The organism is Nocardia sp. NPDC051570 (genome assembly GCF_044454005.1).
Classification (GTDB): Bacteria; Actinomycetota; Actinomycetes; order Mycobacteriales; family Mycobacteriaceae; genus Nocardia.
Genome location: NZ_JBITDI010000019.1, coordinates 22954 through 37070, shown reverse-complemented (window position 1 = coordinate 37070; position 14117 = coordinate 22954). Strand labels below are relative to the sequence as shown.

Below are 14117 nucleotides of genomic sequence, written 5' to 3'. Positions count from 1 at the left end.
ACGATTGGAGATCATGCCCAGGTGGTGACGAGCCGCTGGGCCTGCGCGCGCAGATCCCGGCGCGACGGCGGGGTGTCGCCGGTGATCACGAGGAATACGATCGGGCCGCACAGTTCGGCGACGGCCAGTCGATCTTGCGGCAGGCCGGGGAGTGTGGGCGCGAGGCGGTCGAGCACCACGCGGGCCGGTGCGCCGAGGATGTCGGCGGCGGCGAGGAGCGTGCCCACCTCGCCGTCGTGCTGGGCCTCACCCAGCAGGGCGCGGTAGGCCGCGCCCGCGGGTGAGGCCGTGAGGAACTGCGCGAGGGTGACCAGGAATTCGGTGATCATGCGCACCGGATCGGCGTGCGCGGCGATGGTCAGTTCGCCCCGCGCGTCGTCCGCGCAGGCCTCGATCAGGATGTGCGCCTTGGTGGGCCACCAGCGATAGACGGTCTGGCGGCCCACTCCGGCGCGTTCGGCGATGCCCTTCATGGTCATCGCGGCATAGCCGGTCTCGACGAGGAGATCGTCGACCGCGTGCAGGACCGCGGCGCGGGCGGATTCGCTGCGTGGCCGCCCCGGTGCGGCAGACTTACTCATAGCGACACCATATCGGGGCATCGTGTACCGGTATCGCGCTCAGCGGGTGTAGGCGCCGGAGTCGATATCCTCGATCAGGCTCGGCCCGGTGGGCTCCCAGTCCACGGCCTTGCGGGTGAGCTCGCTCGAGGCGGTCATGGTCATGCCGAAGAAGCTGCCCACGATGCCGAAATGCTCCCCGGCATCGGCCGGGGCGACCGAGACGACGGGCAGATCCAGGGCGCGACCGATGGCCTCGGCGATCGCCCGTGTGGTGACGAACTCCTCGGCCACGACGTGCAGACGCGTTCCGCCCGAGGCGTTTTCCAGGCCGAGCCGGATGAGCCGGGCCGCATCGGAGCGATGCACCGCCGACCAGGTCGCCGAGCCGTCGCCGAGATAGCCCGAGACGCCGCGCCGACGGGCCGCGGCCACGAGGAAGGTGACGAAACCCCAGTCGCCCGCCCCGTGGACCGAGGGCGCGAATCGGGTGATGACGGTCCGCACGCCGCGGTCGACGTAGTCCAGCGCGAGATTCTCACTGCCGCCGCGATCGGATCCCGGGCCCACCGCGGGCGAGGGATCGGTCTCCAGCACCGAACGCCCCTCGACCAGACCCGACAGGGCGTTGGCGACTACGAACGGCCGCCCGGTGCCGACCAGTGCCTCGGCCATGGTCGCGACCGCGGCCCGCTCGGCGCGATCCGATTCGGCCGGATTGCCCCAGTCGTGTTTGTTGGCCAGATGGACGACCGCGTCGGCCTCGGAAGCGCCGCGGTGCAACGAGTCCGGATCGTCGAGATCACCGCGCAGGACCGTCGCGCCCCTGCGCTCGAGCGCCGCGGCCGAGGCGTCCGACCGGGCCAGCCCGACGACCCCGTGTCCCGTGTCGAGCAGCTCGTCGACGGTCGCCGATCCGATCCAGCCGCTGGCGCCGGTGACGAATACACGCATATGCCTGTTCTCCTTCGAATGATGTAGTTCCGAGTCACTGTGCATCGAAACGATAGCAGGGAATCGAGACATCGTGTATCGAATCTGCTAGCCTTTCGGTGCACGGTGACTCGGAATGGTTCCGGGCGCCGACGAAAGGAAAGTGCTATGACCACAACGGCATTCGAACCGAATCTGACCGCGTTCATGCTGGTGAAGACGCTGCCTGCCTGGCTGAGCCTGACCGTCGAAGAGCGGTTCCGGGCCTTCGAGACCGAGATCCTGCCCGCCGTCCGGGACAAGGTGGAGGGGGTGCGCTCGCGCTTCTTCGATACCGAGTTCTACTCGGCCCGGGTGACCGATATCTGGGTGTGGGAGGCGCGCGATCACCACTCGTACCAACTGGTGGTCGAGGCGCTGCGCGAGACACCGTTCTGGGACCACTACTTCGAGGTCGTCGACCTGCTGGTCGGCGTCGAGAACGCCTACGCCACCAACTACGGCCGAGACACCGTCGCCACCGTCGAGGCGTGAGGTTTCGCACCGGTTCGCGATGACCGCCGTCCATGCGGCGGCCAACCGGGGTTCACCAGTGGTGCTCAGGATGTACTCATGATCGGATTGGTCGGTGTCGAGGTGGTCGGTGGCGGGTTGGCGCTGCTGTCCGCCTTGCTTTTCGCGGTGGCGGCGGCGCTGCAGCAGGGCAGTGCGCGGCGGGCGGCGCTGGCCGATCCGACGCAGGGCCGCTCGCTCGCGGTGATCGGGATCGCGCGCACGCTGGTGACCAACCGGCGGTGGCTGGTGGGTCAGGGGGCCAGTGCGACCGGATTCGTCTTACATGCGGCCGCGCTGCGGTTCACCGCACTGCCGATGGTGCAGGCGCTGCTGGTGGTGCAGTTGCTGTTCGCGCTGCCGCTGTCCGCGGGGCGGCGGCGTCGGCGACTGCTGCGCCGGGATTGGGCGGGGACCGCGGCGGTGTGCTGCGGGCTGGTGGTGCTGATCGCACACGGTGTGCCGCACGGCTCGGTGCGTACCGATCGGTTACCCCTTGCCGCCCTGGTGGTTCCGGTGGCGGTGCTGCTGTTGCTGGCGGTGGCGCAGACAGTTCGATCCACGCAGTGGCGTGCCGCGCTGATCGCGATGGCCTCGGGGTGGTGCGTATCCACCACGGCCGTGCTGGTGTCGATCTCGGCCGCCGCCCTCCCGCAGCTGAGCTGGGCGCTGGTGGGAGTTCCGCTCTCGACCGGGATCGGCGCGGTCCTGACCCAGGAGGCGTTCGCGCGCGGCTCGCTGCCCACGGCCCTGACCACCATGACCATCACCGACCCGATCCTCAGCTACACCGCGGGCCTCACGCTGTTCACCAGCCCCGCCCGGGTGTATCCGCTGCCGCTGGCCCTGGCCGCCGGGCTCATCGTGGGAGGAATTGTGCTCCTGGCGAATTCGCCTACCCTGCACGATGAGCGCGAGTCGCCGCGGCCGGTGCCCGTCGGCTGAGGGCGTCGGCGGCGCGCAGCGCGTCCAGGGTCATCGCGGCGTCGACCGCGAAGGGTTCGTTGTGGATCGTCTCGCCCGCGGCCGTGGCGCGAATGGCGATGGCGGACAAGGTTTCCGCCTCGGCGTCGGCCAGGCCGAGCGCGGCGAGGGTGGTGGGCAGGCCGACCTCGGTGCAGAAGTTCAGGACGGTATCGATCTCCGCGGCGGGCGCGCCTTCGAGGACCAATTGGGTCAGCACGCCGAAGGCGACCTTCTCGCCGTGCAGGAACGGCCGGGTCTGCGGCGCGGCGGTGAGCCCGTTGTGGACGGCGTGCGCGGCGGCCAGGCCGGAGGATTCGAAGCCGAGACCGGACAGCAGGGTATTGGCCTCGACGATGCGTTCGAGCGCCGGGGTGACGGCATGTTCGCGCACGGCGGCCAAGGCCTGCGAGCCATCGGCCAGCAGCGTGTTGTAGCAGAGTTCGGCGAGCGCGGTCGCGCTGCGCGTGGACGCGCCGCCGCGCATATTGCGCACCCGCGCCAGCGTGCAGGTGCGCGCCTCGAACCAGGTGGCCAGCGCATCGCCCATCCCGGCGGCCAGCAGCCGCGGTGGGGCCTGCGCGATGACCGAGGTATCGACCAGCACGAGCGCCGGATTGCGCTGGACGAGTTGATAGGCCTCGAATTCGCCTGCGTCGCTGTAGATCACCGACAGCGCGCTGCACGGGGCATCGCTGGAGGCAGTGGTCGGACAGCTGATCATGGGCAGCGCCAGATCGTCGGCGACCGCGCGGGCCGCATCGAGCACCTTGCCGCCGCCCGCGCCCAGCACGACCGTGCCGCCGGTGTCGCGCACGGCGGCGGTGATCCGGGCGAGTTCCGCGCGGCTGCACTCCCCGCCCGAATCATGGACGGAATAAACGATTTTCGCCTCGGTCAGCGACCGGTCCCAGGTGTCGGCCAGTAATCGCCGCGCGCTGCCGCTCGCCACGATCAGCACCGGTCCGCCGATCCCGAGCCGCGTCATCTCCGTCCCGAGCGCGGCCGTGGCATCGCGCCCCTGCACGTAATGACCCGGCGAGGAGAACACACTCAGCATTGCGACCACGCTACGCGCTGAGCCAGGCCACCACGGCCAGGACGCGGCGATGGTCGCTGTCCGACGGCGGCAGGTTCAGCTTGGCGAAGATCGAGGAGACATGCTTCTCCACACCGCCCTCGCTGATCTCGAGCCGCTGACAGATCGCCCGGTTGGTGCGGCCCTGGGCCATGAGGTCGAGGATCTGGCGCTCGCGCGGGGTCAGCGCGTCCAGCGGCCCGCGCCGACGGCGGGCGAACAGCCCGGTGACCACCTCCGGATCGAGTACGGTGCCGCCGTCGGCCACTCGGCGCAGGGCGTCGGACAGCTCCTCCAGCTTGGAGATTCGATCCTTGAGCAGATAGCCGACGCCGCCGAGTCCCGCCTCGGCGAGCAGATCGGTGGCATAGGTCTGTTCGACGTATTGGGACAGCACCAGCACCGCCGTACCCGGCACCAGACGCCGCGCCTCGAGCGCGGCGCGCAATCCCTCGGTGCCGAACGACGGTGGCATCCGCACATCGGTGACCGCGATATCGGGTCGATGGTCGACCACCGCGCGAATCAGCGCCTCGCCGTCGCCGACGGCCTCGACCACTGTCGCGCCCGCCTCGTCGAGCAGCCGGACCAGACCCTCCCGAAGTAGCAGCGAATCCTCCGCCAGCACCACACGCACGAGCGGAAATCCTACCGGTGCAGGGGGATCTCGGCGGTCAGCACCGTCGGCCCGCCCGCGGGGCTGTGCACGTCGAGCCGGCCGTCGACCCCGGCGAGCCGATCGGCCAGACCGGCCAGGCCGTGGCCCTTGCCCAGATGCGCGCCGCCGACGCCGTCGTCGGCGACCCGCAGCCACAGGGTCGCGGTCTCGGTGGTCACCGTCACGGTGCAGCCGGTGGCGTACGCATGTTTGGCGATATTGGTCAATGCCTCGCTGACCACGAAATAGGCCGCGTTCTCGACCGATTCGGCGAGCCGGGCGCGCTCGGGCAGATCGCAGTCGAGCGTGGCGGGGACCGGGCAGCGGGCCACCGCCGCGTCGAGTGCGGCGGTGAGGCCGCGATCGATCAGGATCGGCGGTGCGATGCCGCGGGATACCGCGCGCAATTCCCGCAGCGCCTCATGGCTCTGCGTGAGCGCCCCGTCGACGAGAGTCCGTGCGGCGTCGGGGTCGTCGTTCATGCGGCGGCGCACCGCCTCGAGGTCCATGGTCAATCGGACCAGGCGCTGCTGTGGCCCGTCGTGGATATCGCGCTCCACCCGGCGCAGCGTCTGCGCCTCGGCCTGTGCGGCGGCGCTGCGGCTGGTGGTGAGTTGTTCGGTCCGCGCACGCAATTGGGCCTTCTCATCGGCCAGCAGTGCGCGGGCCAGGCCGATCTGGAGGGCGGCCAGCGCGCGCAGCATCCGGGGACCCGTGAGCAGGAAGACGAGGCCCGACAGCGTATTGATCACGATGTTGGCCAGATGACTGTGCATGCCCAGCAGATCGGCCAGGCCGGAGGTCTCGGGATAGCCGGGAAGCATCCATCCGTAGATCGGCGACAGGACCCCCAGCACCGCCGCGCAGACCCAGATGATGGTGACAGCCCAGGTGAACAGGGCGACGGGCATGATCAACACCCCGTGCTCCGCATCGCGCCAGTACTGCGGATCCCGCAGCATCGCCCAGAGCCTGCGCGGCAGACTGCCCTCGGAGGTGGCGTAGTAGGCGGGCGGCAGTTCGTACCCGGTCGCGGCGGCGATCCGCCGTCGCTCGATCGCGGCGAAAACCCGTGCGGCCCGCAGTATGACGAACAGGAGCGGCAGACCGACCCAGATCGCGGACGATGCGAAGCCCAGCAGCAGACCACAGACCAGCGTGGTGAAGCTGACGAGCGCGAGGGGAAAGCCGGACAGCAGATAGATCAGCGTGCGTCGAATCGCGGACATGCCGTTCACCATCCCGGGCGCTGGCTCGGTACTCCACCCGGTAAGCATGCCGACCAGGGTAGGGCTAGCCCCACCCGCGGGCAGCGGTCGGCCTCACGCGGAGCGGGCCTCGGGCTCGAAGTCGGCATAGACCGACAGCAGCTCGGTGACCGTGGTGGACCACGGGAAGCGTTCGGCGCTGCGGCGGGCGGCGCTGCGCCTGGAGTATTCCGGGATCGCCAGCAGCGTGGAGATGCCGGTGGCCAGGCCGGTCGGGGTGCCGTCGCATTCGATGCCGGAGCCGGGCGCGCCGAGCAGTTCGCGGGCGGCGCCCTCGCGCGGGACCACCACGGGGGTGCCGCAGGCCAGCGCTTCGAGGACGGCCAGGCCGAAGGTTTCGGCGGGGGAGGGGCAGACGGCGATGTCGGCGGCGGCGACCATGTGGGCCACGGTGTTGCGGTCGGAGATATGCCCCATGAACGTGACGGGCAGTCCGGATGCCCGCTCCCGCAGGCGATCTCGCAGCGGGCCGTCACCGATCACGGTCAGCTCGGCATCGATGCCGCCCTCGCGCAGCAGCCGCAGGGCGTCGATCGCGCGGCCCGGCCGCTTCTCTCGCGAGAGCCGGCTCACCATCACCAGACTCACCACGGAACGATCGACGGCGGGAAGTGCTGCGGCCCAGTCGTTTCGGTGTTCGTCGACCAGTCGCAGCGGTCCGGCGTCGATGAACGGGTCGAGCGGGCGGAAGGTCGCGAGATCCACGCCCAGTGGAATCCGATGCACATTGCGCGCGCCGATGCGGGTGAACTCGTCGCGGGCGAAACCCGAGGTGACGATGATGCGATGCGCGCGGGCCGACAGCCGCCGATTGGCCAGATCCGCGGCCGCCGTCAGCGGGAATCCGGGCGGCACCCGCGGGCGCAGGATGGCATCGATGCGTTCGTGGGAGAACAGCACCAGCGGCACCCCGGCACGCCGGGCCCACGGTGCGAGCCAGCGCACGCTCAGCTTGTCACTGCATTCGATCAGGTCCGGGCGCAGCCGCTCCAGCAGCGGCCGGGTGCGCCGCGCGGTGAGTACGTGATATCCGGCCCCGCCGAAGCGCGGCCCGCGCACCGTGACGCGGCGTCCGGCCGGGGTGAGCTCATCGGCGTCGGCGAGTCCGGGCACCACCAGCACGCGGTCGTGCCCGGCAGCCAGATAGCCGCGGCCGATCTCGTCGACACAGGTACGCAGCCCACCCGATGCCGGGGTGTAGAAGTTGGCGAGCTGCACGATGCGCATCAGCCGATCACCTCGCGCGGTGCGACGACCCGCATGCCCGCGCACCCGATCACCTCCGCATAGGTCATCGGGCGGGCACCCGCGGTGAGGGCGGCATCGATCGCGCGCAGCGCCGCATCGCGCAGGCCGGGGCGGTGCAGATCGTCGGGGTGCAGGGCGATGCGCACGAATCCGCCGCGCAGCGCCGTGCGGCGGGCCAGCGTCCGCATCAGCCAGGCCGCGGTCTGCTCGCCGCGCCCGCCCGGCCGCTGCGACAGGGCGAAGCCGCGGTGCCGGCGCCCCGACCGCAGATCGCGCACGCCGAAGTGGTCGGTCGTATGCGAGAAGCCCGCGCGGCACAGCAGGCGCACGGCATCCGGGGAGGCCAGCCAGCCTGGCGGGGTGAATCCCGTTGTCGCCAGGCCCAATTCGTCCATGACCGCGATCGCGGGCCGTAGCCGGGCGTCGGCGGCGATCTCGTCGAGGGCGGCGAATTCGGCCGCCCCGCGCGCCACCAGCCGGGCGACGGCCCGGCGTAAGTAGGAGCCGTCGTCGGGAGCGCGATGGTCCCACCCGTGCAACATGATCTCGTCGCCGTGGGCGCGACGTTCGCGCAGGAACATGCCGTATTCGGGCGCATCGGACAGCCGGAGGCCGCGCCACGGACCCGGTATCACCAGAAGCGATACCGGAATTCCGAACGCGTCGGCATCGGCGCACCAGCGCGCGGTCTCGGCCTCACTGGCCGGAGCGACATCATGGATACTCACCACCAGACGTGCGGACACGCGCGCACGCTAGCAGCGCCCGGTTGCCGACAGCTGAACAATCGGGGCGTTGCCGGGCAAATCGTGATCTTGCTGCTTATCGATCGCCGAGATGTTTCTCCAACCACTCGACCACATCGGCGAGCACGGTGTCGCGTTCGGGCTCGTTGAAGATCTCGTGATACAGGCCCGGATAGCGGCGGACAGTGAGATCCTTCGCCGCCGCATTGTGCTCGATGATGTCGGTGCCCGCGGGGGAGGCGAGCTGGTCGCCGGTGCCGTGCATGACCAGGGTGGGCACGGTCAGCCGGTCCAGCCGGCCGCGCACGATCTCGGCGGTCCGCAGGATCTCTGCGGCGGTGCGGGCGGGGAGCGCGCCGCGGTAGACCAGCGGATCGTTGTCGTAGGCGCGCCGGACCTCCGGATCGCGGCTGATCGCCGACGAATCCAGTTTCAGCACACCGAGATTCGGCGTGAACCGGCTCAGCAGCGGGGCCGCCAGCCGCTGCGCGGCATTACCCGCCTCGACCACCAGCGGCGGCGCGGATACCGCGATCCCCGCGACATCGAGCGGCGCGCGTGTGGCCAGCCACAGCGTGATCAGGCTGCCCATGCTGTGCCCGAGCAGGAATCGTGGCAGCCCGGGATGGGCGCCCGACGCGAGGGTGAGCATGGCCGAAACATTGTCCGCCGCACCGTCGATGGAGTCGATATTGGCCTTCGACCCGGCCGACCGGCCGTGCCCGATGTGATCGGGGGCGTACACCGCGAATCCGCTGTCGGCCAGCCGCCGGCCCACGTGCTCATAGCGTCCCGAATGCTCGGCGACCCCGTGGACCAGGACGACGATCGCGCGCGGCTGTCCGTCCGGCAGCCAGGCCCGCCAGAAGATCCGTCCGCCGCGCCCCGCGAATTCGCCTGTCTCGGTTCGACTCATCCCGCCATTGTTCACCGTCCGGGCGGCTCGCATGGGCTGATTTGTCTTGATCGGCGTGGTGAATTGGGCCTACGCCCCCATCCGTTCTGACCGTGTGGAACAAATGTTGTGCGTCCGCTCGCGCGAGACGGGGATTGGCACAGGTGAAAGCCTGAAATGCAAGAAAGGGACGACAGAACAGACCAGGGCGAGTGCGGATATCGGAAACACTCGGAGAACTGGTATGCATTCCGGCGGATCACCGAGGATAACGAGTAGCGATTATCGGCCGGGGAACGGGACGTTCACCGTCGCATCCAGCACGCCCGGGCCCACCGTCATGGTCTTGTCCGCAACCCATTTCACGATGTCATCGGTCACCGCGCCGACCACGTCGGAATGCCGGACGCCGGTCAGCAGCGGCAGCTCCACCCGGGCCGCAGCGCCACGCTCACGCGCTGGGAATCGGTGGGCGGCCAGGTGTTCTCGCCGCGCCACCGACCGTCGAAGCGCCCCACGGTGATCCGCGGTCCGGGCACCGTCACATCCCGCCCCGCCACATGCCGATCGAAGAACTCCAGCAGCTCCGTATCGAATTGTGGTGCGCCGCAGCCGATATGGTAGGTGAACGATCGTCCGGTGGATATCCAGAAGTTTGGATATCGACGATCTCGAAATCGAAACGCTGACAACCGGCCTGGGTGCCGACCCCGCCGAACTTCCACTCCTCGGCCGCGTGCGCGACGAGCACCGCTAGTGGTGCCAGAACTTCCCGTCGGTGTTGTGAATCATGCGCTGCAGAACCTTCATGGTCGTCAGGAGATCGTCGTCGGTGACTCCGCCATGAATTCTTGTGTGGGCTGTGATCTGAACCTCCTTGGCAGCGGCCAGGATTCGTTGCCCCTCGGGGGTCATCGCGACCTGGTCCATATCGTCGACCACGATCACGCCGCGAGCGACCAAGTCATCGATGTCGACGTTCAACTGATCGCCGACATCGAGGTAGCCGCGCAGAGTTCGAATCAGCCCTTCCAGACTGTGTGCACCCGCCGCATCGTCGAGCTGATTGAGCACCCACCACTGTGGTTGCGTCAGACCGACGGTCGCGAGTGCCTGCCGAATATGCGCGACGACGGAGGTATGCGCTGCCCAACTCCAGTAGCCGATAGGTTGTTCGACGAGCTCGCTGTCAGGGTGTGAGAACTGCATGCCCGCCACCGTAGAACCTCAATCTATATTGAGGTCAACAGCGATCGGCCGTCGCCCTCGGTGAGATCCACGGTGATGCCGTGCAGCCATCGATGACCGTCGCTGTCGCTGGTCATGCGGGCGGCCCAGACCATTCTGCGTAGTCGGCCGTCGTAGCGCTCGATCTTCCACTCGTGGGTCAGCTCGAAGCCGGGCTCGCCCGCGAAAGCGGCTTGCAGCGCCGCCTCTTGTTCCTCGGCGGCGGCCGTCACGCCGTACATCGACTGCGCCCGCGAGATCTCCACCACCGAATCCTCGGATGGCATCCGATACACCCGGTGGATCTCCGGGCTCGCCAGACAGGTTCCGCGGTCGATATCCCATACCCACGCACCCGTCGGCAACTCCGATGGCGGCTGCTCGTCCGGCGCGCCGGACCAGACGCTGACAGCGGTGACGATGCCCTGCGGTGTCGAATACGGCCGAGCGATCACCCGGGCGCCCCGGTGCACCGTGTCGGATACGGTCTTCTGCTCGACGGCCCGGGCGACACCGGCGATCGTCGTCTCCCGGACGGACTCGTCCAATGCGGTCAGCGCCGACAGCGGCTCGGGGTTGCGGCCTCTTGCGAGCAGGCGGCTCGAGCTGCCGGGCAGCGTGGCCACCACGATCCGATCTATGCCCATGACTTCGAGCGTAGGGCACGTCGACGGGCGATATCGGCTGTCCGCCAAAGGTTCTCGCTTGGTTGGCGGCGTCTCGTGGTCGGTCGTGCGGGGATCCGGTGTGTAGTGGATGTTCGGTGTTCGGTCGAGGGGAGGGGCCGGAAAGGTTTCGTCAATACGGGGCCGGGAGCTTGCCCGGGGGTGTCGGGACGGGTCTGATGGAGGGATGGTCGATCTGTGCACGAGTGGTCGTGCCCCGCATGCGGATCCGGTAGGTGCCGGGGCGTGCGGGTGGTCGGCATGTCCGGAACCGGCGCCGACGAGTTTGGAGCGCTTCGGTTTCGGGGGTGAGGACGAGCCGCCGTCGTGCGGCCCCCGCCCCGTCTGACGGTCTGGATCGGCCCGATGCGCCGCCGTTTCCGGCGGATTCTCGTTTGAAAGACCCACGGTAGCGGCGGATTCGGAGACTTCCGGATCGGTGCGCTGATCCCTCACCCCTGTCCGCGGGACGCCGTCCCGCCCATCCTCGAGGAAGAGCCATGCCTGATTCAGTTTCCACGTCCCGTATCGCACTCGTCACCGGCGCCACCGGCGGTCTCGGCTTCGCGCTGGCCCGACGTCTGGTCGATGACGGCGCCACCGTGATCGTGCACGCACCGGATCAGGTCAGCGGCGAGCAGGCGCTGGAGGAGTTGGTCAAGGACGGCGCCGAACCGCTGCGGCTGCGGCTGGTGGTCGCGGACTTCGCCGAGAAGGACGAGGTGCTCGCGCTCGCAACGGATCTGGCGCGCACCGTGCCCGCCCTGGATCTGCTGGTCAACAATGCCGCCATCGTCGGACCGGAGCGCCGCACCCGGACCGCGGCGGGCCATGAGGTGACCCTGCAGGTCAACTATCTCGCGCCCTATGTGCTGGTCAGGGCGCTGACCGCGGCGCTCACCGCCGCGCACGGCCGGATCGTGAACATCTCCTCCGATCTGCACCGCGGCGGCAGCATCGCCTGGAACGACCTGGACCGTCGGCAGGGCTACTATCTGCCGCTGCCGGTCTACGCGCAGTCCAAGCTGGCGTTGACCATGTTCACCCGCACGCTCGCCGAGACCCACGGCGACGCGTTCACCGCCATCAGCGTCGATCCCGGAAATCTGAAGACCGGAATGCTGCAGCGCTACGGCCACGTCGGCCGCCCCGCCGCCGAGGTCGCGGCGGAGATCGCCCCGCTGTTCGATCCGTCGTACGCCGTGACCAACGGCGGCTACTACGTCCGGCGCGAGCCCGCGAAACCCGCTGCGCTGGTGGATAACCAGGGCGTCCGCGCCCGGCTGTCCCGGCTCACCGCGCGGCTCACCGAGATCCACTGAACGCGGGATTCACCGAACGAAAGGCATTCGAATGTCCAAACGCGCCCGCAAGAAGCGCGACCGCCGCAAGAGCAAGGCCAATCACGGCAAGCGCCCCGGAGCGTAGCGAGCCCGGAAAGTCCTACCGGACAAAATAATTCGGCGGTGGCACCGGTCCGGCGGCGTATGATCGGCCCATCGGTGAGAAGGCCGCCGGGGGACAGATGAGCGAAGCGATGGCAGCGGACTGGGGTGAGTTCGCGCGAGCGCTCGCCCGCTGCCTGTCCGAACTGCCCTCGCGCGCCACGCTGATCATCGCCGCCCCGGGCACTCGCTACGTGCAGTTCCTGCAGTACGACATCCGGCTGACGGTCGAGCTCACCGGCAATCACTATCTGGCCGAACCGATTTCCATCGCGGCCGATCGGCGATTACGTGAACTCGGCTGGCGCGCACCGGCACCCGCGCAGGACGTCGAGAACTGGCATCGCATGCTGTTCTGGCCGATCGGGTGGACCGGACTGCTGCAACTGGCCGGTGCGGTGGCCTTCGGCCTGCACGACGCGCTGGGGATCGAATCCCCGGCCGATCTGCGGGCGATGGGCTGGACCGAGGTGTCCGGAGATCTGGACCTGACCGTTCTGGGACCGATCGCGCGGCGACGCGTCTTCTGAGGCCACGGCCGATGCGTCGCTGACCTGTGCTTGTCACCCGAAGTTCACCATACGTTTTCATGAAATCTTGACAGAGTTTCCGAGCATTTGGTGAGAGACTTGAAGTCCGCCAACAACCGAGAGGGGAGAGTGAGTTACAGCAATGAACCGTCCGCACTTCCGAAACAGTGACCACGCCCCCTGGCTACCAGCCCTGCGCGACTACGCACGCCGTTCGATGGCGCGCCGCAATCTGACGCCCGAGGAGCGCCGCAATATGGCGGCCGCGCAGCGTCCGGCGGCCGTGTACAACGCGTCGCTGGGATGTCATCCGCATCTGTGAGTCGATGACGTAAGGGCCGAAGCCCCAGTGCTTTTCGCTGGGGCTTCGACTATGGGTACGAGGATCAGCCGACGAGATTCTTGCGCAGCTGCAGGATGGTGCCCGGGTCCAGGCCCAGACCGTCGGTGAGGTACTTGCCGAAATCGCCGATCGCGTTCACCGCGGTGTCGAGGTATTCGTCGCGGACCTCCTGCAGTGGGATCAGCAGATCGGGATCCTGCATCAGTCCCGCCTGTTTCACCTGGTCACGCAGGGCGGCATCGGCCGCCGCGCGGTAGGTGTTGGACAGCAGATAGTCCTGGCGCGCGGTCTGCTCGGGGACGCCGACCGCGCGCAGCACCACATACATCAGCCAGCCCGTGCGATCCTTACCGGCCGTACAGTGCACGAGAGTGGGACGGTCGGTCGCCGCGAGATCGCGAATCGTCTGTCCCAGTTTCGCTGTCGTATCGGCATCGGTGGCGAGGCTGGTGTACATGTTCTGCATGATCCGCTCGGCCCCGCCATTGCCGAGCGCCGCCTGCTGCTTCGCCGGATCTCCCGACTTGATCAGCTGCAGCATCTGCAGATACATGCCCGTATCGGTCACCGGCCGCGCGATGACCGGCACCCCCGCCGGCACCTTGTCCGGGCCTTGGGCCCCCACCTCCGCCTGCGTTCGCAGATCGATCACCTGTTTCAACCGAAGCGATCCGAGTTTCTGCACATCCGCGTCGGTCAGCGCGTCGAGCGCATCGGATCGAATGGCCTTCCCGGATTTCACGGTCTTGCCGTCATAGGTCCGATACCCGCCGATATCGCGCGTGTTCACCGCACCCTGCAAGTCGATCTTCCCCCCGGTCGCGGCGTCGACCGCCGGTTGGGCGGTCGCGGTCGTCGCGGCCATCGCGCACACCGCCAAGGCGGCCCCGAACAAAGAAACGAGCGAGAACTTCATGTGCCGGGACAGTAGGGGCCTCGATATGCGTTTCGAGGTGTTCCGTGGCAGCGGAGGGCATCTACCCCACTGACCGGGACCGGCGACTGT

At 68.7% G+C, this 14117-nt stretch carries 18 protein-coding genes; 6 read left to right on the top strand and 12 right to left on the bottom strand.

Going from position 1 to position 14117, the window contains the following annotated elements; all coding sequences use genetic code 11:
* Positions 1 to 11: 11 nt before the first annotated feature.
* Positions 12 to 581 carry a TetR/AcrR family transcriptional regulator gene (locus ACIA76_RS35200; protein ID WP_397158330.1) on the bottom strand — a complete coding sequence of 190 codons (570 nt, stop codon included), beginning with the start codon at positions 579 to 581 and terminating at the stop codon, positions 12 to 14.
* 39 nt (positions 582 to 620) lie between these two features.
* Positions 621 to 1514, bottom strand: coding sequence for an SDR family oxidoreductase (locus ACIA76_RS35195; RefSeq protein WP_397158328.1), 894 nt, complete (start codon positions 1512 to 1514; stop codon positions 621 to 623).
* Positions 1515 to 1661: 147 nt separating this feature from the next.
* Between ACIA76_RS35195 and ACIA76_RS35190 the strand changes: the two genes are divergently transcribed.
* Together ACIA76_RS35190 and ACIA76_RS35185 are read left to right on the top strand one after the other, a co-directional pair.
* Positions 1662 to 2027 (top strand): darcynin family protein, encoded by a 366-nt coding sequence (locus tag ACIA76_RS35190; RefSeq protein WP_397158326.1) that lies wholly within the window; start codon positions 1662 to 1664, stop codon positions 2025 to 2027.
* 78 nt (positions 2028 to 2105) lie between these two features.
* Positions 2106 to 2990, top strand: coding sequence for a DMT family transporter (locus tag ACIA76_RS35185; RefSeq protein ID WP_397158325.1), 885 nt, complete (start codon positions 2106 to 2108; stop codon positions 2988 to 2990).
* On the opposite strand, the gene ACIA76_RS35180 is transcribed toward ACIA76_RS35185, so the two are convergent.
* The 9 genes from ACIA76_RS35180 to ACIA76_RS35140 form a co-directional block, all read right to left on the bottom strand.
* Positions 2941 to 4068 carry a glycerol dehydrogenase gene (locus tag ACIA76_RS35180; protein ID WP_397158323.1) on the bottom strand — a complete coding sequence of 376 codons (1128 nt, stop codon included), beginning with the start codon at positions 4066 to 4068 and terminating at the stop codon, positions 2941 to 2943. The two genes, ACIA76_RS35185 and ACIA76_RS35180, sit on opposite strands and share 50 nt — an antisense overlap.
* A gap of 10 nt (positions 4069 to 4078) precedes the next feature.
* A complete protein-coding gene (locus tag ACIA76_RS35175; protein WP_397158321.1) occupies positions 4079 to 4723 on the bottom strand; it encodes a LuxR C-terminal-related transcriptional regulator in 645 nt (214 codons plus the stop codon).
* A gap of 11 nt (positions 4724 to 4734) precedes the next feature.
* Positions 4735 to 5973, bottom strand: coding sequence for a sensor histidine kinase (locus ACIA76_RS35170; protein WP_397158319.1), 1239 nt, complete (start codon positions 5971 to 5973; stop codon positions 4735 to 4737).
* Positions 5974 to 6066: 93 nt separating this feature from the next.
* Positions 6067 to 7239 carry a glycosyltransferase gene (locus tag ACIA76_RS35165; RefSeq protein ID WP_397158317.1) on the bottom strand — a complete coding sequence of 391 codons (1173 nt, stop codon included), beginning with the start codon at positions 7237 to 7239 and terminating at the stop codon, positions 6067 to 6069.
* A complete protein-coding gene (locus ACIA76_RS35160) occupies positions 7239 to 8006 on the bottom strand; it encodes a DUF2334 domain-containing protein (RefSeq protein ID WP_397158316.1) in 768 nt (255 codons plus the stop codon). The genes ACIA76_RS35165 and ACIA76_RS35160 overlap by 1 nt, the downstream gene beginning before the upstream one ends.
* Positions 8007 to 8082: 76 nt before the next feature.
* On the bottom strand, positions 8083 to 8922 hold the full coding sequence (locus ACIA76_RS35155; protein ID WP_397158314.1) for a lysophospholipase: 840 nt from the start codon (positions 8920 to 8922) through the stop codon (positions 8083 to 8085).
* A 261-nt stretch (positions 8923 to 9183) separates the two neighbouring features.
* The gene (locus ACIA76_RS35150) at positions 9184 to 9399 is read right to left on the bottom strand and encodes a hypothetical protein (RefSeq protein WP_397158312.1); all 216 of its coding nucleotides are present in this window, start codon (positions 9397 to 9399) and stop codon (positions 9184 to 9186) included.
* Positions 9400 to 9654: 255 nt separating this feature from the next.
* Entirely contained in the window at positions 9655 to 10110 is a 456-nt protein-coding gene (locus ACIA76_RS35145; RefSeq protein WP_397158310.1) for a MarR family winged helix-turn-helix transcriptional regulator, read from the bottom strand.
* Between the two features lie 23 nt (positions 10111 to 10133).
* Positions 10134 to 10775 (bottom strand): GAF domain-containing protein, encoded by a 642-nt coding sequence (locus ACIA76_RS35140; RefSeq protein WP_397158308.1) that lies wholly within the window; start codon positions 10773 to 10775, stop codon positions 10134 to 10136.
* A 518-nt stretch (positions 10776 to 11293) separates the two neighbouring features.
* On the opposite strand from ACIA76_RS35140, the gene ACIA76_RS35135 reads away from it, so the two are divergent.
* From ACIA76_RS35135 to ACIA76_RS35120, 4 genes are all read left to right on the top strand, one after another.
* A complete protein-coding gene (locus ACIA76_RS35135) occupies positions 11294 to 12115 on the top strand; it encodes an SDR family NAD(P)-dependent oxidoreductase (protein WP_397158306.1) in 822 nt (273 codons plus the stop codon).
* A 31-nt stretch (positions 12116 to 12146) separates the two neighbouring features.
* Complete coding sequence (locus ACIA76_RS35130; RefSeq protein ID WP_397158557.1) at positions 12147 to 12221, top strand: 50S ribosomal protein bL37; 75 nt, start codon at positions 12147 to 12149, stop codon at positions 12219 to 12221.
* A gap of 109 nt (positions 12222 to 12330) precedes the next feature.
* On the top strand, positions 12331 to 12768 hold the full coding sequence (locus tag ACIA76_RS35125; protein ID WP_397158304.1) for a TY-Chap domain-containing protein: 438 nt from the start codon (positions 12331 to 12333) through the stop codon (positions 12766 to 12768).
* Between the two features lie 142 nt (positions 12769 to 12910).
* The gene (locus tag ACIA76_RS35120; protein WP_397158302.1) at positions 12911 to 13090 is read left to right on the top strand and encodes a hypothetical protein; all 180 of its coding nucleotides are present in this window, start codon (positions 12911 to 12913) and stop codon (positions 13088 to 13090) included.
* Positions 13091 to 13154: 64 nt separating this feature from the next.
* Here the strand turns inward: ACIA76_RS35120 and ACIA76_RS35115 are convergent, their stop codons facing one another.
* Positions 13155 to 14027 (bottom strand): tyrosine-protein phosphatase, encoded by an 873-nt coding sequence (locus tag ACIA76_RS35115; RefSeq protein ID WP_397158300.1) that lies wholly within the window; start codon positions 14025 to 14027, stop codon positions 13155 to 13157.
* Positions 14028 to 14117 lie beyond the last annotated feature (90 nt).

Excerpts from the sequence above, each read along its gene's own strand:
- ACIA76_RS35200 (WP_397158330.1), bottom strand. The coding sequence starts at position 581 with ATGAGTAAGTCTGCCGCACCGGGGCGGCCACGCAGCGAATCCGCCCGC.
- ACIA76_RS35195 (WP_397158328.1), bottom strand. The coding sequence starts at position 1,514 with ATGCGTGTATTCGTCACCGGCGCCAGCGGCTGGATCGGATCGGCGACC.
- ACIA76_RS35190 (WP_397158326.1), top strand. The coding sequence starts at position 1,662 with ATGACCACAACGGCATTCGAACCGAATCTGACCGCGTTCATGCTGGTG.
- ACIA76_RS35185 (WP_397158325.1), top strand. The coding sequence starts at position 2,106 with ATGATCGGATTGGTCGGTGTCGAGGTGGTCGGTGGCGGGTTGGCGCTG.
- ACIA76_RS35180 (WP_397158323.1), bottom strand. The coding sequence starts at position 4,068 with ATGCTGAGTGTGTTCTCCTCGCCGGGTCATTACGTGCAGGGGCGCGAT.
- ACIA76_RS35170 (WP_397158319.1), bottom strand. The coding sequence starts at position 5,973 with ATGTCCGCGATTCGACGCACGCTGATCTATCTGCTGTCCGGCTTTCCC.
- ACIA76_RS35165 (WP_397158317.1), bottom strand. The coding sequence starts at position 7,239 with ATGCGCATCGTGCAGCTCGCCAACTTCTACACCCCGGCATCGGGTGGG.
- ACIA76_RS35155 (WP_397158314.1), bottom strand. The coding sequence starts at position 8,922 with ATGAGTCGAACCGAGACAGGCGAATTCGCGGGGCGCGGCGGACGGATC.
- ACIA76_RS35145 (WP_397158310.1), bottom strand. The coding sequence starts at position 10,110 with ATGCAGTTCTCACACCCTGACAGCGAGCTCGTCGAACAACCTATCGGC.
- ACIA76_RS35140 (WP_397158308.1), bottom strand. The coding sequence starts at position 10,775 with ATGGGCATAGATCGGATCGTGGTGGCCACGCTGCCCGGCAGCTCGAGC.
- ACIA76_RS35135 (WP_397158306.1), top strand. The coding sequence starts at position 11,294 with ATGCCTGATTCAGTTTCCACGTCCCGTATCGCACTCGTCACCGGCGCC.
- ACIA76_RS35125 (WP_397158304.1), top strand. The coding sequence starts at position 12,331 with ATGGCAGCGGACTGGGGTGAGTTCGCGCGAGCGCTCGCCCGCTGCCTG.
- ACIA76_RS35120 (WP_397158302.1), top strand. The coding sequence starts at position 12,911 with ATGAACCGTCCGCACTTCCGAAACAGTGACCACGCCCCCTGGCTACCA.
- ACIA76_RS35115 (WP_397158300.1), bottom strand. The coding sequence starts at position 14,027 with ATGAAGTTCTCGCTCGTTTCTTTGTTCGGGGCCGCCTTGGCGGTGTGC.